Annotated in this window: 22 protein-coding genes; 2 read left to right on the top strand and 20 right to left on the bottom strand. The window is 58.9% G+C overall.

From position 1 onward, the window contains the following. Positions 1-42 precede the first annotated feature (42 nt). The 16 genes from MJA45_RS06835 to MJA45_RS06760 all read right to left on the bottom strand — a co-directional run bounded on the left by MJA45_RS06835 (position 43) and on the right by MJA45_RS06760 (position 21,118). A complete protein-coding gene (locus MJA45_RS06835) occupies positions 43-1,617 on the bottom strand; it encodes an FAD-dependent oxidoreductase (protein ID WP_315606522.1) in 1,575 nt (524 codons plus the stop codon). A gap of 25 nt (positions 1,618-1,642) precedes the next feature. Then, positions 1,643-3,280, bottom strand: coding sequence for a glycoside hydrolase family 3 protein (locus tag MJA45_RS06830; protein ID WP_315606521.1), 1,638 nt, complete (start codon positions 3,278-3,280; stop codon positions 1,643-1,645). Then, a complete protein-coding gene (locus tag MJA45_RS06825) occupies positions 3,261-5,105 on the bottom strand; it encodes a YyaL domain-containing protein (RefSeq protein ID WP_315606520.1) in 1,845 nt (614 codons plus the stop codon). The genes MJA45_RS06830 and MJA45_RS06825 overlap by 20 nt, the downstream gene beginning before the upstream one ends. A 133-nt stretch (positions 5,106-5,238) precedes the next feature. Further along, entirely contained in the window at positions 5,239-6,249 is a 1,011-nt protein-coding gene (locus MJA45_RS06820; RefSeq protein ID WP_315606519.1) for a hydroxyacid dehydrogenase, read from the bottom strand. Between the two features lie 297 nt (positions 6,250-6,546). Beyond that, a complete protein-coding gene (locus MJA45_RS06815; protein ID WP_315606518.1) occupies positions 6,547-8,373 on the bottom strand; it encodes a sensor histidine kinase in 1,827 nt (608 codons plus the stop codon). Further along, positions 8,373-9,944, bottom strand: coding sequence for a response regulator (locus MJA45_RS06810; RefSeq protein ID WP_315606517.1), 1,572 nt, complete (start codon positions 9,942-9,944; stop codon positions 8,373-8,375). Before MJA45_RS06810 ends, MJA45_RS06815 begins: the two co-directional genes overlap by 1 nt. 349 nt (positions 9,945-10,293) lie before the next feature. After that, on the bottom strand, positions 10,294-11,778 hold the full coding sequence (locus MJA45_RS06805; RefSeq protein ID WP_315606516.1) for an extracellular solute-binding protein: 1,485 nt from the start codon (positions 11,776-11,778) through the stop codon (positions 10,294-10,296). Between the two features lie 141 nt (positions 11,779-11,919). After that, positions 11,920-12,849: a carbohydrate ABC transporter permease gene (locus tag MJA45_RS06800; RefSeq protein WP_315606515.1), complete on the bottom strand. Its 930-nt coding sequence runs from the start codon at positions 12,847-12,849 to the stop codon at positions 11,920-11,922. Then, the gene (locus tag MJA45_RS06795; RefSeq protein WP_315606514.1) at positions 12,849-13,805 is read right to left on the bottom strand and encodes an ABC transporter permease; all 957 of its coding nucleotides are present in this window, start codon (positions 13,803-13,805) and stop codon (positions 12,849-12,851) included. Before MJA45_RS06795 ends, MJA45_RS06800 begins: the two co-directional genes overlap by 1 nt. Before the next feature lie 1,237 nt (positions 13,806-15,042). Further along, positions 15,043-15,882 carry a sugar phosphate isomerase/epimerase family protein gene (locus MJA45_RS06790; protein WP_315606513.1) on the bottom strand — a complete coding sequence of 280 codons (840 nt, stop codon included), beginning with the start codon at positions 15,880-15,882 and terminating at the stop codon, positions 15,043-15,045. A 218-nt stretch (positions 15,883-16,100) separates the two neighbouring features. Next, the gene (locus MJA45_RS06785; protein WP_315606512.1) at positions 16,101-16,670 is read right to left on the bottom strand and encodes a ferric reductase; all 570 of its coding nucleotides are present in this window, start codon (positions 16,668-16,670) and stop codon (positions 16,101-16,103) included. Between the two features lie 6 nt (positions 16,671-16,676). Beyond that, positions 16,677-17,651, bottom strand: a complete 975-nt coding sequence (locus MJA45_RS06780; protein WP_315606511.1) for an FAD:protein FMN transferase — start codon at positions 17,649-17,651, stop codon at positions 16,677-16,679. Positions 17,652-17,681: 30 nt separating this feature from the next. After that, positions 17,682-18,197 carry a hypothetical protein gene (locus MJA45_RS06775; protein ID WP_315606510.1) on the bottom strand — a complete coding sequence of 172 codons (516 nt, stop codon included), beginning with the start codon at positions 18,195-18,197 and terminating at the stop codon, positions 17,682-17,684. A 122-nt stretch (positions 18,198-18,319) separates the two neighbouring features. Then, entirely contained in the window at positions 18,320-18,865 is a 546-nt protein-coding gene (locus MJA45_RS06770) for a GNAT family N-acetyltransferase (protein WP_315606509.1), read from the bottom strand. A gap of 65 nt (positions 18,866-18,930) precedes the next feature. Further along, the gene (locus tag MJA45_RS06765) at positions 18,931-19,542 is read right to left on the bottom strand and encodes a PadR family transcriptional regulator (protein WP_315606508.1); all 612 of its coding nucleotides are present in this window, start codon (positions 19,540-19,542) and stop codon (positions 18,931-18,933) included. Positions 19,543-19,546: 4 nt separating this feature from the next. Next, complete coding sequence (locus tag MJA45_RS06760) at positions 19,547-21,118, bottom strand: MDR family MFS transporter (RefSeq protein ID WP_315606507.1); 1,572 nt, start codon at positions 21,116-21,118, stop codon at positions 19,547-19,549. A gap of 243 nt (positions 21,119-21,361) precedes the next feature. Between MJA45_RS06760 and MJA45_RS06755 the strand changes: the two genes are divergently transcribed. Beyond that, the gene (locus tag MJA45_RS06755) at positions 21,362-22,027 is read left to right on the top strand and encodes a hypothetical protein (protein WP_315606506.1); all 666 of its coding nucleotides are present in this window, start codon (positions 21,362-21,364) and stop codon (positions 22,025-22,027) included. 688 nt (positions 22,028-22,715) lie between these two features. On the opposite strand, the gene MJA45_RS06750 is transcribed toward MJA45_RS06755, so the two are convergent. The 3 genes from MJA45_RS06750 to MJA45_RS06740 form a co-directional block, all read right to left on the bottom strand. Continuing rightward, complete coding sequence (locus MJA45_RS06750) at positions 22,716-23,177, bottom strand: hypothetical protein (protein ID WP_315606505.1); 462 nt, start codon at positions 23,175-23,177, stop codon at positions 22,716-22,718. A gap of 82 nt (positions 23,178-23,259) precedes the next feature. Beyond that, on the bottom strand, positions 23,260-24,684 hold the full coding sequence (locus MJA45_RS06745) for a sensor histidine kinase (RefSeq protein ID WP_315606504.1): 1,425 nt from the start codon (positions 24,682-24,684) through the stop codon (positions 23,260-23,262). Then, complete coding sequence (locus tag MJA45_RS06740) at positions 24,681-25,370, bottom strand: response regulator transcription factor (RefSeq protein WP_315606503.1); 690 nt, start codon at positions 25,368-25,370, stop codon at positions 24,681-24,683. Before MJA45_RS06740 ends, MJA45_RS06745 begins: the two co-directional genes overlap by 4 nt. A 194-nt stretch (positions 25,371-25,564) precedes the next feature. On the opposite strand from MJA45_RS06740, the gene MJA45_RS06735 reads away from it, so the two are divergent. Next, positions 25,565-25,987, top strand: coding sequence for a hypothetical protein (locus MJA45_RS06735; RefSeq protein WP_315606502.1), 423 nt, complete (start codon positions 25,565-25,567; stop codon positions 25,985-25,987). Between the two features lie 106 nt (positions 25,988-26,093). Here MJA45_RS06735 and MJA45_RS06730 read toward each other — a convergent pair whose 3' ends face one another. Then, positions 26,094-26,321 carry a hypothetical protein gene (locus tag MJA45_RS06730; RefSeq protein WP_315606501.1) on the bottom strand — a complete coding sequence of 76 codons (228 nt, stop codon included), beginning with the start codon at positions 26,319-26,321 and terminating at the stop codon, positions 26,094-26,096. Between the last annotated feature and the right edge of the window lie 14 nt (positions 26,322-26,335).

Raw genomic sequence — 26,335 nt, 5'->3', positions numbered from 1 at the left:
CCCTTCTCTCTATATGGATTCTTACGGGAACCTGCCCGTTATCTATACGGCATGAATCGACGGCCACTTCAGCTCCACTCCCGCTTCCTGAAGCATGGACTGGTATTCGGCCAGTAGGCTTTCCTCGCTCCGCACCTGACGCGGCACCGCTCCCCGGGAGAGGCAGAACGCAAGAAGGTAGCCGACGGACTCTCCGATGTTCCATTCCACCGGATGCAGCCGGTAGCAGCCGTTCGTGATATGAGTCGTTCCGATGTTTTTGCAGGCGGGCAGAAGGTTGTTCACGCGCACCGGCAGAAGGCTGCCGAGCGGAATCTGGAACGGCAGGGAGGAGACGTCGATATACGTCCTAAGCCCCGTGCTCGGGTGAAGATCGATCCGGTAAGAGCCGACGCCTACGGAATCCGGATAGTTCTCCGCCGTCCCGTCGGGCCGGAGGTCGGGATTCAGATGCTGTTCCACCACGGTCAGCTCCGCACGGATGCGGCGGGATTCACGAACATAGTGGGTCTTCGCCAAGCCGTCCTCCGTCCCGACGATATCGGGACGCAGACGCAGGCCGGGATAGCCGGCTTTGCCGTCCGGCCGCGGGGCTTCGGTCTGCATCCAGTACAGAAGTGACAGGCTGAGCTGCCGGGCCCCTTCGAGATGCTTCGCCCTTTCCTCCGCGGGCACGTCGATGATCGGACCGAGCCAGTAGTCGTTGGCCGGCCAGTTCACATTGGTCACATCGCTCGCGAAGGTGCCTTCGCGGAATTGGGACCGGTCGATGAGTCGGCGGTATTTCCACAGGGAGAACGATTTCCCGTCCGGAAACAGGCTGTACCGCACCGGCTCGAGCGTATGGGGAACAAGGCCGGCCCAGCTGAGCTGCTTGTCCGGCCAGAAGTCCGCCCGGTAGGCGTTCCAGAAGTCATACTGCGCCGGCTTCGGGATCGTAAAGTCTTCCCCTTCGATGTAATCCATTGCAAAGCAGTGGGTGAACGCCTGCATGTCCATCGGATCGGCGTCTCCCTCCAAGGCATGGGGCTCGCCGGTTTCCTTAATGGATTCGCTTCCCGTGACATATTCCACTCCGGCCAGAGGCAGCACATCCCCTTCTTCCGTCGCGTCGACAAAGTAAGGAGCGGTGAGCACTATCTGGTCTCCGGTTAGCGAATCGGCTACGGTTACGGAACGGACCGAATCCCCCTCAGTCTCGGCGTCAACCGGCCGGCAGCCGTACAGAATCGTCAGCCTTCCGCTGTGAACATAAGGCGCCAGCATATCGCGGAGCACCGCGAGAGCGGCTCTCGGCTCGTGGGCGATGCGGCTGACCGTCGCGTTACCGGGGTTAAACGGCTGATGAGCGGGCGCCGGCTTGACCAGCGGGAAATTTCTCGCGTAATACTCCCTTACGCGGCTGCGGAATTCCCGGTAGCTTGCCGTGCTTCCGAACTTCTCGATCCACGGATGCTCGTCGGGCGGCACCGCCTGACTCGTCAGCTGGCCTCCGATCCAATCCGTCTCCTCCGTCAGGATAACCCGGTGACCGGCACTTGCGGCGGCCAGCGCCGCCGCACAGCCCCCGGTTCCTCCTCCGATAATGACGATATCGGCTTGCAGGTGTTTATTCATTCGGCTTTTCTCCCCTTCCTAATCGTTAACGGATGCCTTCCCAATAATCGGCCGCCGCCTTCTGCAGGCTTGGCGCCCGGTCGTATAGCAGCAGAGCCGGCACGTGAGACAGATGAGCCAGGTCATACGGTGAGCCAAAATGAACCAGCTGGACCTTGCCCGGACGGGCCGCGGCAAAACGGTCGAGTGCGGCCAGCACATCAGCCGGAATGGGCTTGTTATGCGTCAGGGCGAACAGCCAGCTTCCTTCTTCCGCTTCACACTGCGCAAGAAAGCCGGGCAGCTCCGCGAACGAATCCAGCTTGTGCTCCCTGCGAATTTCCGCTCTTCCGCGCAGACGGGCGGCGAAGAAATCCACCTGACGGTCCCAGATCAGGGTGACCGGGGATGCCGGCGCCTCTTCCTTGGACGGCACGGTAAAGGCGTTCGATGCCGACAAGGCCCTCCTCGCCAGCTCGTCCGCTGCTTTCTGATTGTCCTCCCTCTCCAGCTTCACCGGGTCAAACGCCGGCTGCCGGAAGTTCTCCCGGGTCAATCCGTACTTGGCCTTCTTATCCAGAATCCGCTCCACCGAAGCCTCCAGACGCTCCATGCTGATCTCCCCTTGGCGAACGGCTTCGGTCACCCGGTCGATCATGGCCTGGCCCTCTTCCGTGGAAGCCGGACAGACGAGCAGAATATCTGCGCCTGCCAGAACGGCCATGACGCAGGCTTCCGCCTGGCTGAACTGGGCTGTGATCCCTTTCATGGACATGCCGTCCGTTACGATCAGACCCCGGAAGCCCAGCTCCTCCCTCAGCAGTCCAGTTGTAATCGGGTAGGACAGCGAGGCAGGAAGCTGGGACGGATCGAGCGAAGGCACGGCGATATGCCCGACCATCACGGCATCCACTCCGGCTTGAATAGCGGCGCGGAACGGCGCCAGCTCGAAGCGGTCCAGCCGCCCGCGGTCAAAGGGAAGCACGGGCAGCGCATAATGCGAATCCACCTGGGTATCCCCGTGCCCCGGGAAATGCTTCGCTGTGGCCACCATGCCGTTGTCCTGGTAACCGGCGATGACCGCCTCGCCCATCCGCGCCACCCGCTCCGGATCCTCTCCGAAGGAATGCGTGCCGATAACCGGATTCAGCGGGTTGTTGTTCACATCCACCACGGGGCTGTAGTTGAAATTCACACCGATGGCAAGAGACTCCTCCGCGGTAATCCGCCCGGACTCGTAGGCGAGCTTCGCGTCTCCAACCTCTCCGACCGCCCGGTTCTTGGGAAAATGCACCGCCCCGCCATCCCGCAGCTTGCAGCCGGCGCCGGCTACCAGATCCGCCGAGAGGAACAACGGAATTCCGCTTCCTTCCTCCAGAGCGCATGCTTGCAGCTCGGCCGTCAGCTCATACACCTGCCGGGGATTATGCAGAATCCCCATATCGAGAAAGATTCCGCCGGCTTTCCACTCCCCTGCCGCCTTTCTCGCCCGGGGAAGCTCCTCCTCGCCATTCAAATAAAAGGCAAAGAGCTGGCCCACCTTCTCTTCTAAGCTAAGCTCCGCCAGCATCCGGGCTCTGCTTTCCTTGCTCTCTTCCACCATAATCGTCTCCCTGTCTGTAAGCAACCCCTTCTTCGAGGTGCCCTGCATTCTTTTGTCTCCCTTACTCAAAAACCGACTCATCCAGCAGGCCTAAGAGAAGTCCCGTTCCGATCATAGCCTGCGTCCAGCCGCTTTCCATGCAGTACGGTCCCCAGCCGGTGTCCCCGTTGTTGCCGAAGTATTCCCAGCGGTTCAAGTCGAACGCTCTCATCCAGCCCCCGTTGAACCGGGCGTCGCCGCTTGCAATCTGAATCCGGCAGAGGAATTCCCTCAGCTCTTCATATTTGACCTTGTAGGCGGAATCTCCTGTCGCTTTCCACGCTTCCCATGCATTCATCAGCAGAAAATTGTTCGTGTAGAGCTGGTCCGCGATGCCCTCGCCATTATACAGGTACACCCCGGCGTCCTCCTGGCCGAACCGTTCCGGATCCGGATTGTCGGCTTCCTCAATGGCGCCCGAGGCATGCTGCCGCGAGAACAGCTCCTCCGTTACCTTTCGGAGCCCTTCCCCGATCGTACCCGTGGAGTCATGGGAGCTCAAATAGGAGAGCGGAAGCAGGAATCGTCCAAGCCCCGAGGTCCGGCTGTACATGAAGGCCAGCTTATCGGCATTCTCTACAAGCGTAATGGTTCCTTTAACGGCAGTGTCCAGGTAAACCTGCTCTCCCGTCACCCGGTAAGCCTGAACGAAGGCGGCATGGGCGATGCTTTCAAAATGCGGGTTCCAGCTTGCGTCAAGCGGAACCGCAGATTCCCGGCCTTCCTTGCGGAGAACGTCCCCGAGCAGCATATTGGCCCGCAGCCCGTCCGGCCGCTGGGTGGCGAGCATCGCTTCCGTTACCGCAAGGCCCCTCACCAGGTACTCCTCCCGTCCGGTCTGCCGGTACAGGTACAGCAGCACGAAGGCGGCCCAAGCGTTATCGTCCGTAAAGATCTGGTCCGGCTTCTCCTCCGGGAAATCGTACCACTTGAAGAATCCATAGGTGGCCGAATCCGGCTCCATGTCCTGGTAGCCCCCTTCGAAAAGGGACTGCAGCAGACCATGCGCCGCCTCTTCCCAAGCCTTCTCTCCCAAGGCCTTGCCATACAGATAGAAGAACAGCGCCGTGTGGGCGTGGCAGTCCGGCCGGCGGTCCGCCATCAGCCTCGCCGTTACGGAGTGAACGTTCTCATAGATGCCGGCGCTTCCGTCCCTTTCCGGCAGGATACCGGAATCGAGGAACCAGCTCATGCAAGCTTTGACCGCTTCGTCCGGATCGGTTCCGCCCGAAGGACGGATAACGGGCTCGGGCTCCCCGAAGGACACGCCGGTCCGTTCGGACAACGTCTTAAGCACGTCCTTCCATACGCCGTTAGGCCGGAAGGCGGCCGGCTCGGTGCTTCCGAAGAGGGAAAAGGCGCTGTACACCGAGGTGCCTTCTCCAAGAGAACGCGCAAGGAGGGCGGGATAGACCCTTTCCCCATGTGCCCGCTCCGCCTTGTGCGTCTCTTTGAAGACCCCGTGCTCGAGCAGCACCTCGGCATGAATCGGGAAGCCGTACGCCATGGCCCCGTCCCATTCGAGAAGAGAGCCTGCGGGCCCGCCCGCTTCCGTCACCCTCAGCTTTTCCATCGTTCGGCGGGTTTTGGGGAAATCCTGCTTCCACCCGAACAAACGGGACCCGGCAAAATCAAACGCCTGAATCATTTCGGCGTACAGGACGCCGCCTTGGCGCACATATTGCCAAAGCCTGTGAATCGTTTCCCGCGTAAGCGAGCTCTCTTCATCCAGCTTGGGAGAGCCGATCAGAAACACCGCCTGAAACCCGGTCAGCTCCATGGCCTCCAGCTCGCTAAGCGCGAACACCCGCTTGTGCGGAAGCGCCGGTCCCTGCAGAGGGCCGGCGGTAAATACGGCAACACTCATCTTCTATCCCACCCTTTTGGTTAGTCCTATCTTTTCCTACGGTCCTCGGCCCGCCACGTGCTGCAGCTTCTTTCGGATCGACATAGAAGGCCGCCGAGCGCATCACGGCAGCCGTCAGCTCCCCCCGAAGGGGTTAAGCCTTCGTATTCAAACTAGAGGGGAGCACTTCCCCTGCCAAGCAGCCTTCTTCCCTAAAGCGGAAATACTCCTCCATGGCAAAACGTCCCAGCGCATGAAGCCCGTTATTAACCGCTCCGGCAATATGCCCGGTCAGCACCACGTTCGGCAGCGTGCGGAACGGATGATCCGCGGGCGGCGGCTCGGGAACGGTCACATCCAGGCAGGCCCGGATGCGTCCCCGCTTCAGCTCGGCTATCAGAGCCTCCTCGTCCACGAGCGAGCCGCGGGCGAGGTTGATGAGGGTCGCTCCTTCCTTCATCCGCTCCAGGCGGCCGGCATCGATCATCCGGTACGTTTCCGGAAGCTCGGGTGCGAGAACGGTCACCACATCGGCACGGGCGCACAGCGTATCGAGATCCACCAGCTCCGCTCCCCATGCATCGGCCTGTTCCCGGGTCAAGGTGGGGTCGTTCAGAAGCAGCCGGACCCCGTAAGGCCGGAGGAGCTCCATGTAATGCCTCCCCGCATGTCCGGCTCCGATGCAGCCCACGGTGGACCCATACATCTCCCGGATGCGGGACCGGGTTCCGTCGCTCCGGTAGCCCCACCAGTTCTCTGTTCTCGCCTTTTGTGTAATTTCCCATATGTTCTTAAGAGAGACGATCGTAAGCCCGAGCGCCGTTTCCCCGACCCCCCGGCTCAACACCGAAGCGGCGGACGACACGCGGATCCCCCTTGCCCACAGCTCGGGAGTGACGACCGGCTTCACCGAGCCGGCCGCATGCAGGACTAGCTTCAGGTTCGGGGCCCGGTCGAGAATGGCCTTCTCGAGAAGAGGGCATCCCCAGGAGGTAAAAACCACGTCGGCCCCGGCTATCCATTCCGCCGCCTCTTCGGAGGTGGGATTGGCCGTTCCTTGATTAACTATCAATTCGATTCCGCTGTTCTCAAGCGCTTCCAAGTGCTCCGGAAGAAAGACCCGCTCGGTCACGTGCTTTCCCGGCAGGAAGACAATCTTCCTCATCGGCTTCCCCTCTCTTTCTACCCTTGGCGGGCGATAAGCCTTTTTATCCTTCTATTGTGCAGGCAAACCTTACGGGAGGACATGCTTCGATCTTACGAAAAAGAGGAATATATTAAGGTTTTGTCCATCGCCCTATCTCCCGGGATTTCCTCCTATAACATGGAACACGGCAAAAAACCGACCGGGTGTCCCGGTCGGTTACCTCTCGTGGCGCTTATCTGTTGGTATCCCCCAAAAATTCCCGCATGAGGGCAAGCGGCCGCTCCGGCCTGTCCCATCTCATGCTGTCTTCTAGCCCTAACCTTCTTCCCCTGGGAGCATGGAAGGCGGCGGATAAGGCACGACCGGCAGGCGGATGACCGCCTTCGTCCCCTGTCCGGGCGCCGTGACGTAGGACAGGCCGTATTCCTCGCCGTAATAGAGCCGGATTTTTTCCACGACGTTGCGGATGCCATATCCGCCTTCGCCGCTCCGGGACTCCTCGAACAGTCTTTCGGCCTGCATCGGGTCCATGCCTACCCCGTCGTCCTCCACCTCGAGAACGATGGTGTCCCCAACACGGCAGCCCCGGATGCAGATGGCCCCGCGCTCCCCTTCCTCCTTCTCCCGGATGCCGTGAAGCACCGCATTCTCTGCAAGCGGCTGCAGAAGAAGCTTGACGGCCGCGAGCTCCTCCAGCCCGGGCTCGATCTCGAACCGGACGTCGAGATTTCCCGAGAAGCGCTTGTTCTGAATGTCCAGATAGATCCGGACATGCTCGATCTCATCCCGCAGCGGAATCACATCCTTGCCTCCGCTTAAGCTGAGACGGAAGAATTTCGCCAGCATTCCGACCAGCTCGCTGATGTCGAACGCCCGGTGCTTCATGGCCATCCAGTGAATCAGCTCCAGCGTGTTGTACAGAAAATGCGGGTTGATCTGCGCCTGAAGCGCCTTCAGCTCGGCATTCTTCTTCGCCGCGTCGGCCTGGTAGGTTTCCCGGATGAGCTGCTTGATGTTCTCCCTCATCCGGTTGAAATGCTGTTGCAGCCAGCCGATTTCGTCCCGGCTTTCCACGGGCAGCGCCTGGTCCCATTTTTCCGTTTCGATTCGGCTCATATGGTGGACAAGAAGGCGGATGCGGCGGGTAATCCCGCTCGATACGCCGATAGCCGTCAGGACCGCGATAACCACGAATATCCCCAGGACCGCGAGCAGGTCTCTCGCGAGAAGCCGGCTTCCTCCCACGATCTCCTCCTGGGGAATGACCGCGGCAAGCTGCCAATTGGTTCCCTCCACCTGCTTGCGGATGAGAATCGACCCATCGGGGTTATGGCCGGAGCCGACTTCTTCTTCGGCTGAAAGCTCTTTGTCCGCTTCGGTATACTCCTTGAGAATGGTGCCAATCTTCGATTTGTCCTTCGCGGAGATAACATAGCCCTGGCTGTCGAGCAAATACACTTCCCCGCTGTTCGTAATGTTCGTCTGCTGGATGATGGTGCCGAGGCTGTCTTCGAGGACATCGACCGACAGGATGCCGGCCGGCTGTCCGGTTGCCGGGTCGGCGGACAACGGCCGGATACAGGAGATGATCTTCTGCACGCCTCGCGCATCCAAATAGTTGTAGTCATAGGTCGGCCGGCAGTAAATGCTCTGCTGGTTGGCGAGCATTTGCTTGTACCAGTCCGTCCCGGTGATTCCCGCCATCCCGAGGATGGTGATGTTCTCCCGGGCATAGAGGGCGTCGCTGTTGACGAAAAGCCGTATGCTGTAAATATCCCGGCTCGTCTGGACCGAACGGATGATTTCGATCAGCTTCTGGTAATTGTCAATCTGCTCCCGAAGGGAGGTATCCTCCCCTTTCGTTCCGAGGATTTCCGTCAGCGTGGGGTTCAGATACAGGTAGCTCGAGACATCCTTGATGTTATTCAGCTTGTAAGACAGAAAGGTATTGGCCTGCTCGAACGATTTGCGTGTGGATTCCACCACCCGGCTTTCGATCATCCCGGAGGTACGCTGGTAGGTGATCCAGGCGATCGTCAGCACCGGGACCAGAATCAGCAGCAGATAGGTGAGGAGCAGCTTCCCGCGGATCCGCATGTTCAAGAAATAACTTCGCAGCCGCTGGTATCCCGTGCCAAGCATCAGCCGTATTCCTCCAGTGTGTCGCGGTATTCGGAAGGGTTGACGCCGGTCAGCTTGCGGAATACCTTCGAGAAATAGTTGGCGTCCTGGTAGCCGACCATCCGGGCAATTTCATAAAGCTTTAATCCCCTTTCCCGGAGGAGGGCCTTCGCTTTCTCGATCCGGTAGGAGGTAATGTAGTCGTTAATGGAAACTCCCCGGTCCTTCTTGAACAGGAGACACAGGTAGGTGGGGGTCAGATAAACATGGCCGGCAATGGCCGCGATCGTAATGTCGGCATCGTAATGCTGGTGAATGTATTTCAGAACGTCCCGGATGACGGATCGCTCGACGGGCGCCTTCTCCCCGAGGCTTTCTTTGATGATCTCCAGGCGGCGGGCCATGAATTGCCGGACCGTATGAAGCTCGCCGGCCACGAACACGTTCGACCACAGCTCGTCGTTCTCGACCTCCCACATGGCCTCGGGGGAGATTTTGGTCATAGAGACATACCAGAAGAAAAGCTTCTTGCGCACCGACTCCACGTCCCCTACCGGATGACCGAGCAGCTCGTCAACCGCTTGTCCCAGCCCTTCCTCCGCCTCGGCAAAATCATTCCGCCTCAGCGCTTCCTCAAAGCGCTTCAAATGCTCCTTATTGAACAGAAGCAGATCGTCCCGGCGGGTTCCCGGGAGCTCCCGGTGCCAGAGCACGCTTCCCCAGCCCCGGTAAAATTTGTATTGAAGCGCATTCACGGCTTCTTCATAAGACTCCTCCGCTTGGGCAAGCGAATGAATGACGCTGCCCACCCCGGCCGAAACCGCGGCCCCGGCGTCTCCCTCTTGGCGGCCAAGGGAGACCATCCGGTTCAGCCAGAGGGTCAAGGGCTCCAGGCGCCTCTCCGATTCCAGCGCAGCCATCGCGACTCCCCGCCCGTCCACTACCGCGGCGAGCACCGTAAGACCATGAACCGCCGCTTCCTTGGCCGCCTCCCGGCTCCAAGCCTCCCGCGCCACGGCATCAGCAAACACCGCTGCGCAGCATACCCAGGTTCCGGCTGACGGGAAGGAGGGGTTCAGCATCGCGAGCTCGCCGAGCGTCCTCTCCCACTCCGGTCCCGAACGGGCCGTCGGGCTGACCAGCCGGCGGATCACCTTGCCGGCTACCTCCGGCCGGCTGGTGTCCCAGCTCTCCCGGATGCGCTTGGCCCGGAGGCTCTCCTCCCGGGCCCGCCGAATGTCCTCTCCCGTCCGCTCCAGAAGCTCCTCGAGCTCGGGGATCTGCACCGGCTTCTCCACATAATCGACGGCCTGCAGCTTGATCGCCGTCTTGAGGTAGTCCACGTCCGTATATCCGCTAAGGAAGATAAATTTGCAGGCGGGCGCCTTATCCTTCAGCGAACGGGCCAGCTCCAGGCCGTCCATGTGCGGCATGCGGACATCGCAGACAAGCAGATCGGGCGTAAGCTCGCCGAACCGTTCCAGCGCCTGGCGCCCGTTCTCGGCCATGCCCACCACCTGCATATCGAAGCGGTCCCACGCAATAAATTCCTTCAGCCCTTCTCTCGTCATTTTCTCATCATCAACCAGCATGACTCGAATCAAGACAACCACCCTTTTCCTTTTGTGCCTATTCCTGATGAATGCTTCAACGGACCAATTCCGACTAGCTTTTATTGTAGCACTAAACGGGAAAATGGTCCTGACATAGTGCCTTATCCGGTAACTTTGTAGGTGAAAAAACCTATTAATGCGCACGCAAATCAGTTGAAAAGCAGAACTTCCTTAGCGGATAAGGCATTAGGACGTTAATCCTAGAAAAAAGGAGAAAAGCAATCCGGGACTCTTCTTGGTTATGGGAAAAAGTGGAATTTTATGGAGCCCGCTCACAAGAAAAAAGCCTCCGCCCGGCGGAGGGCCGGTCGAAGACTTATCCATAACCTTATTTCTTTTTGGAGGAAGCGTACCAGTCGGACAGCTCCTTGAGGACATCGTTACCGCCCTGCGATTTCCACTGCTGCACGAAATTGTCGTAGCCGGACAGCTTCTCGGCCCCCGCAAAGGCTTTGATGATGTAATCGGACTCCAGCTTGTTCAGCTTCTGCATGTTGCTTCCGACCACCGGAAGCGGTGGAGCCATCAGCGTCGGATCCTGCTTCGAGACGCTTTCCTGCTTCTGGATCTCTTCAAAGGTGCTGTACAGAATAGGATCCTTGCGCACACGGAGGAGCCAGTACTCTTTGAAGGCCTTCACGTCCGTGCTCGTAATGAACCAGTCGGCGTTACCGCGCGATTCGTTGAACTTCGGAAGAATCGGAACGAGCTTGCCGTTCTCCGTTTTGTATTCTTCGTTTTCTTTCCCGATTGCCAGCTCCTTGAACGTGTCCGGCTGAACCTTCGCATCCAGGTATTTCATGGCGTCTTCCTTATGCTTGGACGATTTCGGGATAGCGATGTACCAGCTTACTCCCCCGCCCTGCAGCCAGTTGCCGACTTGTCCGTCCTTGCCCTTCAGAGCCGGGATCAAGGTGATTTTGGCGCCCGGCGTTGTTTTCTCCAATGCCGCGGTTACGGCCGGAGCGATTCCCCATCCGTAGGTGATGACGCCGGCTTTGCCGGTGGAGAACTTCTGCTGGACGGTTGCCGTTTTGTTAACCGGCCATTCGGGGTCCATCAGGCCTTCCGTATACAGCTTGTTCATGAAGGCGAGGTATTCCTTCATACCCGGATCGTCTAGGCGGTGAATCAGCTTGCCGTTGGCATCTTTCCAGGTGGTGACCACACCGAAGGCGCCGGAAATTTCCGGAATGATGCTCTCAAAGCCGCTGAAAGGAACAATGCCTTTCTTCTCCTTGATGGCTTTCAGCAGGTTGTAGAACTCGTCGATCGTCGTCGGAACCTTCATGCCGAGCTCATCGAGAAGTCCTTGCTGGATCGCAAGGGAGCTGCCGACGAAAGCTTTCGGATGCTGCTCCGGAATGCCGTAAATTTTGCCGTCCACCTTGGCGTTCTCGAACGATTCCGGAAGGTTGACGCTCTTCAGTGTCTTGCCGTATTTTGCGAGCAGGTCATCGAGCGGCTCCAGGGCACCCTGGGCGGCCAGGCGGTTATATTGGGAGCCCGACAGCTTCAGAATGTCGTACGGCTCTTTGTTGGCCATGAGCAGATTGAGCTTGTCGTCGGCGTTCTCTACCGGTAGCGCTTCGTATTTCACCTTGTAGCCGGTTTTCTCTTCCAGAAACTTAGCCGTCGGATCCTGGTTCGGATCGAAGTTTTTGGCAAAGCCGAGCTGACGAAGCTCCGGCTTCGGTCCGTCCGATGCGGCGGGCGTGGAGCCCGCTTCCGAGCTGCCGCCTTTGGAGCCGCAGGCCGAGAGAAGAGCAGCCGACAGAGTAAGGGCCAAAGAAGCTTTCAATACGTTTTTCATGGATGTCCCCCATTTGTATGGATTTGGTCTTGCCCTCTTGCTTATATATCATGAAAGGCGAATACGCCCGTTCACTCCTGCTGCGCGCGCCCTACCCGAATGCCGGAGCCGTCACGACAAGGCGCTTAAGATGTTCGGCTGTCAGCCCTTTACCGAGCCGACGAGCACCCCTTTGACGAAATACTTCTGAAGAAACGGATAAACGAACAGGATCGGCAGGGTCGCCGTGATGATCGAAGCGGCCTGTACGGCCTCCGGCGTCGAATTCAGATCCCGGTTGATGTCCACTTCCCCCGCCATCTTCATGACGTCGCTCGTGGAATCGATCAGCTCCTTCAAGTAAAGCTGAAGAGGCTTCAGAGCCGGGTCGGTGATGTACGCCATGGCGTTGAAGTAGCTGTTCCACAGCGTGACCGCATAGAACAAACCGATGGTAGCAAGAACCGGCATCGACAGCGGAAGAATGATGCTGAACAGGATGCGGACATTGGAGGCTCCGTCGAGCTTGGCTGACTCCTCGAGGCTTTCAGGAATGCCCTCGAAGAAGTTTTTGACCACCAGCATATTGAAAACGGCGATAAGGCCCGGAACGAAGAGCGACCATACCGTGTTGACCATGCCGATCTTTTGCATGAGCAGGTAGGTCGGAATCAGACCTCCGTTGAACAGCATCGTGAAGATGAAGACAAGAAGAAGCGGTTTACGGAAGGCCAGGTTCGGCTTCGAAAGCGGGTAAGCGGACAGTACCGTAAACAGCAGACTTAATAATGTTCCCAAGACGGTAATGAAGGCCGTAATTTTGAACGAGTTGAGGAACTGGGTGTTGCCGAGCACGAGCTTGTAGGTGCCGAGCTGAAAGTCAATCGGGTAAACGGTCACCATTCCCGACACGACGGCGCCCTCGCTGCTCAAGGACTTGGCGATGATGTTCAGAAACGGGAACAGGGTGGCCGCTCCGAGCAGACAGAAGAACAGATAATTTGCCGTGGTAAACAGCTTGTCTCCGAAGGAGGTCCGGATGCCGCCTGTTTTCCCTTTACGCCGGGGAGCCGCTGCATTCATTTGCGCCATTACCAAATGCTCCTTCCGAGGTACTTTTTGCAAAGCGCGTTGCCGGTTACGATCAGCAGGAAGGCCACGACCGATTCGAACAGCCCGACCGCCGTCGAGAAGCTGTAATCCGAGGCCCCCAGGCCGACCCGGTAAACATACGTTCCGATTACATCCGCCACATTATACACGACCGGGTTGTACATGACGAGGACCTGCTCGGTCCCCGCCTCCAGCATGTGGCCGAGGCGCAGGATAAGCATCAGCACGATCGTGGAGGCCATCCCGGGCAGCGTTACATGAAGAATTTGGCGGAAACGGTTCGCCCCGTCCATGCGGGCGGCTTCATACAGCTGCGGGTCAATCGAGGAAATGGCCGCCAGGTAAACGATGGTGCCCCAGCCGACCTCCTTCCAGCCTTCCGTCACGACGAGAAGAGAGCGGAAAATGCCGGGATCGAGGAAGAACGGAATGGGAGAGCCCCCCAGCTTGGTGATGATCGTATTCACGATCCCTCCGTTCACGGAAAGCATGTTGATGAACAATCCGCTAACGATAACCCAGGAGATGAAGTGCGGCAGGTAAACCACCGACTGCACCACCCGTTTGAAGAACATTTTGGTCAATTCGTTCAGGAGCAGGGCAATGACGATCGGGGCGGGAAAAAGAAAAACAAGCTTATACACGCTGATCAGCACCGTGTTCGTCAGAACATCGAAAAACTGGTCGTTGTTGATCAGGCGGTTGAAATGCTTAAGCCCGACCCAGGGGCTGTCCTGGATGCCTTTGAAAATGGTGAAGTCCTGAAAGGCAATGACCAATCCGTACATAGGCGTATATTTAAAAATCGCCAAAAAAAGCAGTCCGGGAACCAGCATGAGGTACAGGTCGTAATCCTTTCGGATGCGCTTCCATCTGCTCAGCTCTTGAGCCTTCGGCTTCGTGCCGAGAGCGGGGTCTTTGGATGCTATGTCCATTAGAGGCCTTCCTTTCTAGTTGTTCTGGGTTCTGTCTTTATTGTCTCTCGGAGGGCCTTCTTACGAAATACTGCAATCTTACGATTACCAAGAAAATATTATGATTGTGTAAAGCTGCCGGGGCGGGAAGGTAAAAAGTCCCAGGGGAAAGGCGATTCGGTGGGGCAAGCCATCCACCACCTGCTGGCGATTGAGCACTACTCCGGTCGCTTCTCTCCGCCGTTAGCGTAATGGCGCTTTATCCGTCAGTACTCCGGTCCCTTCTCTCCAGCGTTTAGCGGAGTGGGCCTGGCAACTTCGTTTCGGTCTGCTTGTTTGTCGTCTGCTTGTTTGTCGTCTGCGTGTTCCTGCCTTGTGAGTGTCGGTCTGCTTGTTGTCGTCTGTGTATTCCTGCCTTGTTTGTGTCGATCTGCTTGTTTGTCGTCTGTGTGTTCCTTCCTTGTGAGTATTGGTCTGCTCCTCATTACCTTTCGTGCGCATACGGAGGCCATCCCGCCAACAAAGGTACCGGATCAGACACTAGCGAGAGGAGCGCCGAGGATTTGGACTATTGAAACGGGTAGGCGGACAGACTGACAGAACAGAGATAAAGGAACTAGGATCCTCTATTTCCTCTCTTAGGACTGCTTCCCGGTAAATAGAGGAACTCTGTTCCTCTATTTAGGGGTAAACGGGCTTCCCAAGCCCGTTTACCGGCGGAATAGGGAACTGGCGTTCCCTTATTTTAGAGGGAACGCTACTTTTCCGGGCAATAAGATATCGGAGTTCCTCTATTCCCGGAAAACACTCATTAGCCGGGCTATAAGACCGGACCTCCTCTATTCACAGGGAAACGTTCCTTTTTCCGGCTTCTTATACAAGAGCTTCATTAATAGAAGCTGCCTCAGCTGCCAATAGTACGGCAGCGCAGCCTCGTAACTGCCTGCCTAGCACAAAGAAACCGCACAGGTCTTCAAGAGACCGTGCGGCTTGTTTTCTGGTTTTGTTTTCTGGTTTTGTTTTCTGGTTTTGTTTTCTGGTTTTGTTTTCTGGTTTTGTTTTCTGGTTTTGTTTTCTGGTTTTGTTTTCTGGTTTTGTTTTCTGGTTTTGTTTTCTGGTGTTCTATTCCAATCCTAACCCAAACCAAAAACAAAAAACGACTACACTCCATGCAAAGGAGCTAACCCATGATTAGCTCCTTTGTCATTTTGGTCGATCATCACATTCTAAGCCTCATTGCCAAAGAGGATCCCCCGACTCAGGCAAGCTCCCACTGGTCCTTGACGAACCTCAGGGCATCCGTCCCGAGCCGCTCCAGCTCCTCCACCGTTTCATAGCCGCATTCCAGGCAGATGCGCCCTTCATACCCGGCGCCCTTCAGCGTGCGGAAGAACGCCCCGTAATCGACGCCCCGCTCCACCGGCTGTCCGGGGAAGTGCCTGTCGCGGTCGGCGATATGAACGTACGCCAGCAGGCCCAGGTCGACGGCTTCCTCGAGCATGTCGGCCTCCTCCCGTTCGATCAGCATGTGGTACGAATCAGCGGCGACGCGGACATGTGGCAGATACAGCCGCGCCGCGAGCTCGACCGCGTCCTCGAGCCGCTTGACCACGTTGGTTTCCTTGCGGTTAAGGGGCTCGAGCGCGAGAAGGAGCTCTTCCTTAGCGGCTGCCTCCTCGGCGGACGCCAAGAACCGGGCGAGCTGCTCCACGCCCTCTTCCTTCGGGAAGCCGTCCGGCACGGAGCGGACCTTTCCCCCGCCCAGCACCAGCACCTCCGCACCGATGGCCTTCGCCAGGGGAAGCGACTTCCTCATATAGGCCTCCAGGACGGACAGCTGGGCGTCGGGCCCCGTTACGGGAACCTGCGGCGGGAAAAACCCGCTGAACGCCGGCACGGGAAGTCCCGAGTCCGAGATGATCCGCTTCGCCTGCTCCAGAGCCGCCTCCCGCAGATTGGCGAGCGGGGCGAGCGACAGCTCGGCAAAATCGAAGCCCGCCCGCTTCACGGCGGCAAGCCCTTGCTCCAGCCGGCAGTGAAGCACGCTAACCTCATCCGGCTGCACGAAGGGGAGGTATAAGCTGGCTCCCCATTTCATCGTTTCATTCTCCTCTCTGGGTACGGTCAACCTGTCAGGTTCAACCTCTCCGTTCCATCATACAACATTGGCGCGGCGGAACCAACCGGCCCACCCGGAAAGGGCCAAAGCCGAGCTCCCGCCAAAACGAAAAACGCCCGAGACGGACCCAGTCCATTTTCGGGCGTTTTCCAAGGTTCAGGCGCTGCGGCCCTCTCCGATATAAGGCGGCCAAAGCGTCAAGCATTCATCCGCTGCGTCTTGCTTCTTCCTGCCGCTCCCGCCCGGTAAACGGTGAGCCCCAGCACAATCGCCCCCGACGCTCCATACAGAGCTTGGACGGCGCGGGACGGCGTATCCGTTCCCACCCCAATCCCGTGCAGCAGGGCCATGATGAACACCGGATAAGCGAGCATATGCAGCATCCGCCACGAGCGCCGTCCGAGCACATTTTTCAAATCCGTGGTGAGGAACACGACCAGCATCCCGTACTCGGCCAGCGTTCCTAAGCCGTTCCACAGCGGGGCGTTCGCCGCCGCAAACGGCACCAGGAGCTCCTTCCACCCGAAGGGCATATAGGCATCGACCACCAGCAGCATGGCATGGCCGACGCCGATGAAGAACCCGGCGCCGAGCGTAACCGTATGCAGCCGGTAAACAAGCGCTTTGGTCCAGCTCAGCCTGAACGGCAGGCTGTAGAGGATCCCCAGGCAGATCCCCACAAACAGAAGGCCGTAGGACACGAGGCCCGAAACGCGGATGATGGTCCAGGTCGGAAGCGATACTATCCACTCAGTTAACAAAGCCATCCCTCTCTATTCCCCTATCGTGCGGTCGATCTCCCGCCCCGTCCAGGCGTCCCTCTTCTCAGGCCGGCCGCAATAGATAAGCCGGCCCTCCTCCGTGAAGCAGAAGGCCGAGTAAGACGGCGCCCGCTCGCGAAAAAGCTTCAGGCCTTCATCCGAGCCCAGAATGCACAGCGCCTTCGCCCAGGCCTCCGCCAGCGGAAGACGGGGACCCGCCACCGTGCACTGGACGATATCGCTCCGGGACGATTCCATCGTCCGGGGATCGATCAGGTGATGGCGCTCCCCCCGGTCCGTCGTCCAGCGCCGTCCGAGCACGCTGGAGGTGGCGACCGCCCCTCTGCCGCTCACGGCGAGCATGCCGGCATCCTCGTCGCCCTTCCACGGGTCGGCCGTCCCGACGAGCCAGCTTTCGCCGGGGGCGGGGGCTCCCCAGACGGAGAGGTCTCCCCCGGCATTGACGATCCCCGCCCGGATGCCCCAGCGGCCCGACAGCCACCCGGCGAGCTTCTCCGCCGCCCAGCCCTTCACCACCCCGCCCAGGTCGAGGCGGGAGCCGGCGGCCAGGCACACCGCCTTCATCCCCGGGTTCCATTCCATACCCGGCCGGACAGGGGGAACGGGGCCGCTGATGGAAGCCCGGCCCGGAAGCCGCTCGAAGGATTCCCGGTAGCCCGAGGCTTCGAGCGCCTCGAGCAGCAGGGGGCTGAACACCCCCTGCGTCTCGCGGGTAAGCTGCTCCGAGAGGCCCAGCACCTCCGCCATCGTATCCGAAACCATCCCCAGAGCCCCGCCGCTCCGATTGATCCGGCTGAGCTCACTGTCCGGACGGAAGCGGCTGAACACTTCCTCGGCAAAAGCAAACCAGTCGGCGGTGTACGCCTCGAGCCGGCCGATCCGGTCGTCTCCCTCCTCCAGCAAGAGAATCGTCTCCATGTCCGTATTCATGGCACGGAAGGAATAAGTATGCAAGGTTGTCGTCATGATGAAGCCCTCCTCATGCCTTTCTTTAAGCTAAGAGCGGCGCGTCCGGGTCTGGGCCCGCGGGGCCGCATTCGGCTGGCTGCCGCTTGCTCCGCCGTTCAGCCGGGGATCGGCCGCTTGGCCACGCGCGCCTCCCATCGAACGGTCTGCGGAGGGACCGCCCCTGCCAGGCTGGCCGCCCGGGGCTCCTTCTTCCCCGGGGCCGTGCCCCCGGCCGCGGCGCTCCATTCCCCGTTCGGCTTCGCGTCCTGGCAGGCTGCCGCTTCGCGGTCCGGCGGTCATACCGCTGCCGTCCCGGCCCGCCGGACCATCCCGGCGTTCCGTAGCCCCGCCTCCCGCCCCTCCGGGCGAGTTCCTTCCCGCCTGCCACTCCTCATAAACCTTGTCCGTTCCGGCCGCCGGCTCCGTCACCGAGCCTTGGGCTGCCGCCTTCTGGCGGGCTTCCTGGAAGGCCGGCTCCGCCTTGACCGAGTTCAGCATGAGGGCAGTGGCAGCGACCGCTCCCGCGCCGATGCCCCATTTCCTCCATTTCCGGTGGATGCCCATCCGGTTCCCTCCCTTTGAAATGCTTATACCACCAGTGTAGCGGAAGAATATGAAAAAAAGATGAAAAAGCACCCGGTTTCTCGGGTGCTTGGTTAGCATACGGACACTGCGATTCCCTTTACCTATCGTGTGCCGTTAGAAGTTTGATCGATATGAAACAAAACATGCTTGCTCAAAGGACTGCTTTTCTCCACTCTCGGGTGATGGAAGGTTTTAATAAATTTCATCCCGATTTTGGCCATGACGTTTTTCGACGGGTGATTAACATCGGCGGTAAAGCTATAAACGTCCGTAAACCCCAATTGTTTAAATCCATAAGGCAGGCAAGCTCCCGCTCCCTCGGTTGCATACCCTTTTCCCCAAGCCTCTTTTTTCAGCCGCCATCCAATTTCCACACATGGGGTAAAATCAGCCGCGAAGGTTGCCCTGCTAAATCCAATAAACCCTATAAACTCTTTGCTTTCTTTGACTTCTACAGCATAGAACCCGAATCCGCATTCGTTAATCTCGGCTACAACGGATTGATAGAACGCCTTGGTTTCTTCGGTTGATAAGGTTTTGGGAAAATACCTCATCACCGTTTCGTCCGCATTCAGCCGGCAAAAGGGCTCCAAGTCCGCTTCTTCCCAGCCGCGCAGCCGCAATCTAGGTGTCTCTATATAGATCATTCTATACCTCCCCAAAAAGGGTTAATGGGCAGCTGGAGTTGACCAACATAGCTATTCGTCCGGCGCTACAGCCCGTCCGCCTCTTCCGGCGGCTCCTCTCCGTCCAGGGAGGACGGGACGAACTCGAGCGGCCGCCCCCGTTCCTGCAGCCTCCCGGCCCGGGCGTCGGCGGCCAGCCGCTCCAGCCAACGCAGCTCCGTGCGGGCCCGTTCGTAGCCTCCCCACATCAGGTGGAGGACGGAACGGGGGACGGTCAGCCGGTGCTCCTCGTAAAGCCCTCGCATCTCCTCCGCCTTCGCCCGGAAGAGGCCGATCTTGCGTTCGAAGGCCTCGGCCAGCAGCTCGGGATCGCCGTGCTTGGCAAAAGCGAGCGCCGCCGACAGCGGGTGGATGCCGAAGCCGGCCTCCTCCACCTGGGCGAGCAGCAGCTCCTGAAAGAGCTCCCGGCCCGCCTCCGTAATCCGGTATATCGTTTTGTCCGGCCGGCCCGGCTCCTTGACCAGCTCTACGGCCTCCACGCGCTCTTCCCGGCGCAGCTGGTCAATGGCGTAATAGAGCGACCCGTCCTGGATCTTCATGTAGTTCCCCATGCGGCGTTCCTTCATGGTCTGACGGATCTCGTACGGGTGACGGTCCCCCTCCATCAGCAGCCCAAGAATAACCAGCTTCATCGTCATCGGCTTACGTCCGTTTCGGTTCCCGTCCCGGACGGGCGTTAGGTCCGGCCTCTCCCGCTGCTCCCCGGCCGGCGGCTGCCGGTATTTCCAGCCGGGCTCTTCCCATGAACAGAATGCAGATGAAGCCGAGAATCCCAAGCAGAACCGACCATTGGAAGACGAAGGAGATGGAATCCGCCAGTCCGCCGAGCAGCTTATGCAGGGCTTCAGGGGGAATTTGCTTCTGGACCTCCTCCTGAAGAAGCCCTCTCCCATCCCCGATTTTCCCGGCGAAAGCCGGATCGACGGCATTTCGAAGGCTATTTTGCAGGTGATGGGACTGAAGGGTGCCGAACACGGTTACCCCGATGGCGGAGCCGATCGTCCGGAAGAACGAGTTGAGGGAATTGACGCTCCCCCGGAAGCGCATCTCCACCTTATGAAGAGCGGATAAGGACAAAACCGGGAAGGAGGCGCCCATGCCGAGTCCGAGCAAAACCATATAGATCGTAATGATCCACCGCTTCGTATCAATCGATATCGTTCCGAGCAGGAACAGAGCAACCGTCACGAGCACGACCGAAACGAGCATGATCGTCCGGTAGGTGGCTTTCCCTGCGAACCGTCCCCCGACCGTACTGCTTGCCACCACCCCGAGCATCATGGGCGTCAGGACGAGGCCGGCCCCCGTCGCATTGACGCCGAACACTCCCTGGATGAACAGCGGAATGTAAGAGGCGCCGGAGATCATGACCGCCCCGTACAGGAAGCTTACCCCCATGCTGGAGGAGAACAGCCGGTTATGGAACAGCCCGAGCGGGATAATCGGATCCGCGGCGCGCTTCTGCGACCACAGAAACAACCCGAACAGGATCACGAAGCCCGCCAGCAGGCTCACGATGGGCCAGGAGGTCCAGGCGTACTCGACGCCTCCTACCGTTTTGCCTCCGAGCTCCAGGCCGAACATGAGACAGAGCACCGTTCCGACCATAAGAATGGTGCCGAGCCAATCGATGACGGCCTTGCGGTGGTCGACCGATTCGTGATAAGCCGCTTGAATGAGCAGGAAAGCGACGATGCCTAACGGAAGGTTGATGTAGAAAATCCAGCGCCAATCGACGTAATCGGTGAAAAAAGCTCCCGCCAGCGGGCCGAGCACGCTTGAGATGCCGAATACCGCTCCGAACAGCCCCTGCATCTTCCCCCTTTTCTCGGGAGGAAAAATATCGAAGACGATGGTGAAGATGATCGGCATGAGGGCTCCGCCCCCAATCCCCTGAATAGCCCGGTACACGATGAGCTGGGTCATCGATTGAGCCGTTCCGCAAAGCGCCGAGCCGATCATGAAGACGACGAGGCCAAGGATAAAGAACCGCTTGCGTCCGTACATATCGGACAGTTTTCCGAAGATCGGCATGCCCGTCACATTCGCAATGAGGTAAGCCGAGAATACCCAGACGAATTTGTCGAGCCCGCCGAACTTCTTGATAATGGTTGGCATGGCCGTCGAAACTATCGTCTGGTCTAACGAAGCCAGCAGAAGAGCCAGCATCAATCCGATAACCGTTAACCGGGTATTGGTCTGTTTGGTTACCATGGGTCGCCTCTTTTCCATTGATATGTAAACTGCTTTACCCATTATATTCAAATTTGAATAGGCTGCCTAGTGCCTTACCCGGCAACTTTGTTGGCGGGAAAACCTCTAGATGCCCACGCCAATCAATAAAAAAGCAGAAGTTCATTTGCGGATAAGGCACTAGCGGTCATTTCGCGTTACAATGGATAGAAAACTCGAGGCCGTTTGTTACATGAACCCTCGCGAGAACCAAAGGAGATCCCTATGACCGAACGTACGATAGCCTGCCTGCATGCCCATCATTCCAACATCGCCTATTTCGACTCCCTTCCAAAAGAGAGCGGGTTGTCTTTCGTCCATTTCACCGAGCCGGGGCTTTCCCGGAGGCTTGCCGGAGACGCCGGCTTCACCGAGGCTCAAGCTTCCGCCCGACTCGCCGAGACGGTGCGGTGGATCGCCTCCTGCCGGGTGGAGGCCGTCCTCGTCACCTGCACCCAGTACTGCGCTCTCCTGCCGGAGGTTCTGCAGGCCGCGGTTCCGGTCTACCGGCTCGACCGGCTGTTCTTTGCCGGCCTCTGCTCCATCGAAGGCCCCCAGCGGATCGTCTTCACCAATCCGGCGGGCGTAGAGCCCGGCATGACGGAGCTGAACCGGTATGCCGAAGCGGCGGGTCTGACCCTTGAGGCGGAGCCCCTGCTTATACCCGACTCGTTTGAGCTTGTCATGAGCGGCCGCCAAGAGGAGTACCGCCGGTTGGTCACGTCCTTCCTGGAGCGGAACGCCTCTTCCTCGGACCGGCCGCTTTCTGTCTTTCAGCTGTCCATGACGGAAGCCGCGGAGCAGGCGGAGCGGTCCACCGGACGCCGGATCGGCCATCCGATGCGGGAGGTGGCGGCCTTTTTGCAAGGGCTCCCGGCGAGCGGCCGGTAGCGGAAGGGAAGCGGCGGGAATCGTACGGGAAGGCATGATGACCCTAGGGACGCGGATCTTCCTTAGCGATAAGGCAAGGAATGGCAGGAACCGAGACTTCCTAGGCGGATAAAGGTCCGTGACGGCGTGAGCTGCCGCTTCCCTCTAGGGGTCGCAGCAGACACGACGTGCACGTCCACTTGGTCCTGTCTCCTCGGCTCTTTTGGATGCGGACCAGCCTAACGAACCGTAGCGTGCTTATTCGCATCCAAATGTCCCTACGCTTTTTCTAACGAATCGTCGACACGCTACACGCCTCTTTCGGGTCAAAAGGGAGCCCCTTCCCGCGAATTAGCGTTACCAGGATTCGCAAGACTTGCTCTGGACCCTTTTTCAGCGAGATAAGGTGCTCCCGATTCGTTAGCCAGGTTGATACCGAGTGCCTTATCCGTGAGTGTTGTTCGCTTACCAATTGACCTCGTGGGCATACGGCGGTATCCTCGCCAACAAAGTTACCGGATAAGGCACTAGGCAATACACCATACAAAAAGCTGTCCCTCCGGTAGAATGATCTACTTCGGGGACAGCTTTTGCTTGCTTCTGCCATATAGCTTGCGTTAGTGCCATATTCGCAAATGAAGATCTGTTCCTTATTGATCTTCGTTCGCCTACCGAGGTTATCTCGCCAACCCTGGCACAGGTTAAGGCCCTACTTCTGCTTAGCGGCCCGCTTGGCTTGAACGGCGGCCTTGATATCCTGGCGAAGCTGCTCGTTCGTCTTGCCCTCCACCGGCACGTTCAGCTTCTCCGCGGTCTTCTGCAGCTGGGCCGTGTGCCTTGCCTTCAACGCTTCCTTCACGGCTTCTCTCAGCTCCGCGTTCTTCTTGCCCTCCACGGCAATGCCGAGCCGCTCAGCCTGCTTGTGCAACTGCCCGACCTTCTTAGCATGCTTCGCCTTCACGATCTCCTTGACGAGCTGCTTCGCGCTGAGCCCTTCCGTCGAAATGCCGAGCTTGGCTGCCTTCTCTTGCAGCTTAGCCAGCTTGTCGGCCTTCTTCTCCTGCTGCGCGGACGCTGCGGACGTCGGAGTGCCCGCGTCGGCGGCGAACGCCGGTACGGCCGCGAACAGCACGGCGGTGACAGCGGCGGCGCCTATCCATTTTTTGATCATGGCTTACCACTCCTCCTTGGGTAGGATCAGACCGATGACGGCCTGTATCTCCACTTTACCCGCCAAATGTATCAAAATCGTTTCACTTTACCGGGGTTACCGGTGTTACCGGCGTTACCGGAAGAAGGACGGTAAAGGCCGTCCCCCGCCCGAGCTCTGATTCCACGCCGATCCTTCCTCCGTGAAGCTCCACAATGTGACGGGCAATGGTTAGGCCGAGGCCCGCCCCCGGCGTATGCCGGCTGGCGTCCGCCTTATACAAGCGTTCAAACAGACGGCCGACGGCTTCCGGCGGAATCCCCGGGCCGTTATCCCGCACCGTGATCCGGCAAGATTCCGGCCCTTCCTCCAAGCCGACCGCGACCCGGGTTCCAGCAGGATTGTGCTTGGCCGCGTTGTCGAACAGATTGAGCAGAACCTGCCTTAGCCGATCCTCATCCGCCGAAATGGCCGTCCCCTGCCCGGCGCCGTTCCGTTCCACAACGAGCTCAATCCCGCGCTCCTGATACGTCTTCCTCATCTGCGCCGCCGTTTCCTCGACCAGCCGGGCCAGGCAGACGGGCTTCCGGTTCAGCTCGACCCGGCTTTCCTCGAACGAGGAAAGCTGCAGCAGATCGTCGATCAGCTGGCTCATCCGGCGGGTTTCCTTCAGGGCGATGCCCGTGAATTCCTTCTCCTCGGCCGGAGTAAGGATCCCGTCCTCAAGTCCTTGCAGCGAGGCCCGAACCGTGGTCAACGGAGTCCGCAGCTCGTGACTGATCTCCGAAAGAAACCTTCTCCTCCCCGCTTCCACCCGCTCCAGCTTCTCCGCCATCTCGTTGAAGGAGCGGGCTAGATCGCCCAGCTCGTCCTTGCCGGCCGGCTGGACGCGTTTCGTGAACTCGCCCTCGGCGATCCGGGCAGCCGCTCCCCGCATGGCGATAATGGGGCCGACGAACCGCCGGGAAACGTAAAACAAGACGAGCGCGGCCGGCACGGCCATCCCGAGCGAAACGAGCAGCAGAATCCGGTTGATCCGGTTGACGAGAGAGGTCATGGAGCTGACCGGACGGTAGACGAAGGCCGCGGCCACCGTTTCTCCGCCGCGCTGCAGGGGGAAGCCGAGAATCATCATGTTCTCTCCGGCATTGTCCTGGAAGGGAGCGGTGCGGCTTATGCGGCTGCCCTCCATCACCTGCTTGACCCAGCGCCCCACCGCGGGCTGCTCGCCGATGCTCAGCAGGTCGCCCTTCATGAAATTCAAACGCTTGCCCATGAGGCTCGTCCGGACATCGGTCGTTTTCTCCATCGTTTTAAGCCCCTTGGTAAACTCCACGATCGTCAGGCTGCCCTGGCTCCACTGAAGAAACAGGTCTTCCACGGCCAACGCCTGCGCCTCCAGGGTCTTCCGGCTTTCTCTATAAACGTCCCTTTCCAGAAAGAAACCGATGGTAGCCGACAAGCCCACGATCGTCACGAGCAGCAGGGCCAAATAAACCGTCAGCCATTTGCGGAAAAGGGAGTTCACGTCGCACTCCCCTCGAACCGGTAGCCCATTCCCCATACGGTGGCAATCTGCCAGCCCTGTGCCGATCCGCCCAGCTTGCTTCGCAGGCGCTGCACGTTCAGATCGACCACCCGGTCTTCGCCTTCATAGTCTTCGCCCCAGATCCGTACCACCAAATCCTCTCTCGGGAAGACCCGGTTGGGGTGCTTCACCAGCAAAAGAAGAAGCTCATACTCCTTGCGGGTCAGCGCGACGGTCTCGCCCTGCACCTTGACCGAAGCGGCCTGCCCGTCTACCTCGAGATTGCCGAACCGGTACCGGTCCCCCCTTGCTTCATCCCGCGAAGGCCGGGTCCGCCGGAGAACGGCTTCCACCCGGGCCACCAGCTCATTAGGATCGAACGGCTTAACCAGGTAATCGTCGGCTCCCAGCTGCAGCCCTTCTATACGGTCGTGGACCTCTCCCCGCGCCGTCAGCATGATGACGGGGACAGACGAGCTTTGCCGGATTCTCCGGCAAATTTCCCGGCCGTCCATACCGGGCAGCATCAAATCAAGCAGGATGAGGTCGTAGCGGTTCGTTTCCGAGAGCGCCAGAGCTTCCCTTCCGTTCAGGCTCGTATCGACCCCATATCCGCTTCTTTCCAAGTAGAGCTTTGTTATCCGTACAATGTTAGGATCGTCGTCCACAAGCAGCAAGTGCGCCACAGTCATCCCTCCTGCTTTCATTATACCGAAGCCGGAGCCTTACGGAAGGCAAACCATTCCTTTATTGCCATATGGACGGAAACCCTCTATAATGGAAAGAAATCAAAGATCGGAAAGTCACGGAGGAGCCTGTCACACTGGCTTCTCTTTGTTTTACTCACTTGACAAATCTTACCAAAATGGGAGGACTTTCCGTGGGCTCGAAACCGGCCAACCCCCGCGTCTACAAACTCTTCATGAGCCATACCTGGAACCACGGCAACGCCTTCTTCGAGCTTTACACCCTTCTTGGCAGGAACAAAAGCTTCCACCATCTCAGCACCCTCTCCCCCCGCACCTTGTCCATCATGAGGTACGGAAGCAGCGAAATCCGCCACGAGCACATTACCCGCAAAATGAAAAACTGCGACATCGTTCTCGTCATGTGCGGGCTGTACTCCGCCTACGGGGAGACGATGAGGGAAGAGATGGAGGTCTGCAAGGAGCTGGGCAAGCCGATGATCGCCATCGAACGCTACAACGAGAAGCTGACCTCCCCGCTTGTCAAAGAGAGCGCCGACCGGGTCGTTCCCTGGAATTCCCGCCGGATCATCCGGGCGATTAAGGAACTGACGTAAGGCAAACGAAAAAGCGGCCGTTCCGAACAGGTCCTCCTGTCTGGAACGGCCGCTTTCATTGACTTGTCACCCGCTTTACAGCCCCGCCAATCCGGCGCGCGGCCTCCTACTCCATATCGATGATCTCCGCGCTTCGGATCAGCTTTTTTTGCAGCAGCAAAAACATAGCGGCTCTCACCTGCAGCGGACTCATCCTTACGGCTTTCGCGATCTCGTCAAGACTGGCCCGGCCGGCGGCCGGATGAGCCTTCATATAATCGTACAGCAGCTTCTCGGGAGAACTCAGACTCACGACTTGGGAAGCCGGGAAGGCTTCCGGCTTATCGTTGTTCATGGTACGCCTGCCTT

This window comes from Paenibacillus aurantius, assembly GCF_032268605.1.
GTDB lineage: Bacteria > Bacillota > Bacilli > Paenibacillales > NBRC-103111 > Paenibacillus_AO > Paenibacillus_AO aurantius.
Note: the sequence above shows the minus strand (reverse complement) of the source record. Positions and strands in the feature narration are given on the sequence as shown.

Excerpts from the sequence above, each read along its gene's own strand:
- MJA45_RS06835 (WP_315606522.1), bottom strand. The coding sequence starts at position 1,617 with ATGAATAAACACCTGCAAGCCGATATCGTCATTATCGGAGGAGGAACC.
- MJA45_RS06830 (WP_315606521.1), bottom strand. The coding sequence starts at position 3,280 with ATGAGTCGGTTTTTGAGTAAGGGAGACAAAAGAATGCAGGGCACCTCG.
- MJA45_RS06825 (WP_315606520.1), bottom strand. The coding sequence starts at position 5,105 with ATGAGTGTTGCCGTATTTACCGCCGGCCCTCTGCAGGGACCGGCGCTT.
- MJA45_RS06820 (WP_315606519.1), bottom strand. The coding sequence starts at position 6,249 with ATGAGGAAGATTGTCTTCCTGCCGGGAAAGCACGTGACCGAGCGGGTC.
- MJA45_RS06815 (WP_315606518.1), bottom strand. The coding sequence starts at position 8,373 with ATGCTTGGCACGGGATACCAGCGGCTGCGAAGTTATTTCTTGAACATG.
- MJA45_RS06810 (WP_315606517.1), bottom strand. The coding sequence starts at position 9,944 with ATGCTGGTTGATGATGAGAAAATGACGAGAGAAGGGCTGAAGGAATTT.
- MJA45_RS06805 (WP_315606516.1), bottom strand. The coding sequence starts at position 11,778 with ATGAAAAACGTATTGAAAGCTTCTTTGGCCCTTACTCTGTCGGCTGCT.
- MJA45_RS06800 (WP_315606515.1), bottom strand. The coding sequence starts at position 12,849 with ATGGCGCAAATGAATGCAGCGGCTCCCCGGCGTAAAGGGAAAACAGGC.
- MJA45_RS06795 (WP_315606514.1), bottom strand. The coding sequence starts at position 13,805 with ATGGACATAGCATCCAAAGACCCCGCTCTCGGCACGAAGCCGAAGGCT.
- MJA45_RS06790 (WP_315606513.1), bottom strand. The coding sequence starts at position 15,882 with ATGAAATGGGGAGCCAGCTTATACCTCCCCTTCGTGCAGCCGGATGAG.
- MJA45_RS06785 (WP_315606512.1), bottom strand. The coding sequence starts at position 16,670 with ATGGCTTTGTTAACTGAGTGGATAGTATCGCTTCCGACCTGGACCATC.
- MJA45_RS06780 (WP_315606511.1), bottom strand. The coding sequence starts at position 17,651 with ATGACGACAACCTTGCATACTTATTCCTTCCGTGCCATGAATACGGAC.
- MJA45_RS06775 (WP_315606510.1), bottom strand. The coding sequence starts at position 18,197 with ATGGGCATCCACCGGAAATGGAGGAAATGGGGCATCGGCGCGGGAGCG.
- MJA45_RS06770 (WP_315606509.1), bottom strand. The coding sequence starts at position 18,865 with ATGATCTATATAGAGACACCTAGATTGCGGCTGCGCGGCTGGGAAGAA.
- MJA45_RS06765 (WP_315606508.1), bottom strand. The coding sequence starts at position 19,542 with ATGACGATGAAGCTGGTTATTCTTGGGCTGCTGATGGAGGGGGACCGT.
- MJA45_RS06760 (WP_315606507.1), bottom strand. The coding sequence starts at position 21,118 with ATGGTAACCAAACAGACCAATACCCGGTTAACGGTTATCGGATTGATG.
- MJA45_RS06755 (WP_315606506.1), top strand. The coding sequence starts at position 21,362 with ATGACCGAACGTACGATAGCCTGCCTGCATGCCCATCATTCCAACATC.
- MJA45_RS06750 (WP_315606505.1), bottom strand. The coding sequence starts at position 23,177 with ATGATCAAAAAATGGATAGGCGCCGCCGCTGTCACCGCCGTGCTGTTC.
- MJA45_RS06730 (WP_315606501.1), bottom strand. The coding sequence starts at position 26,321 with ATGAACAACGATAAGCCGGAAGCCTTCCCGGCTTCCCAAGTCGTGAGT.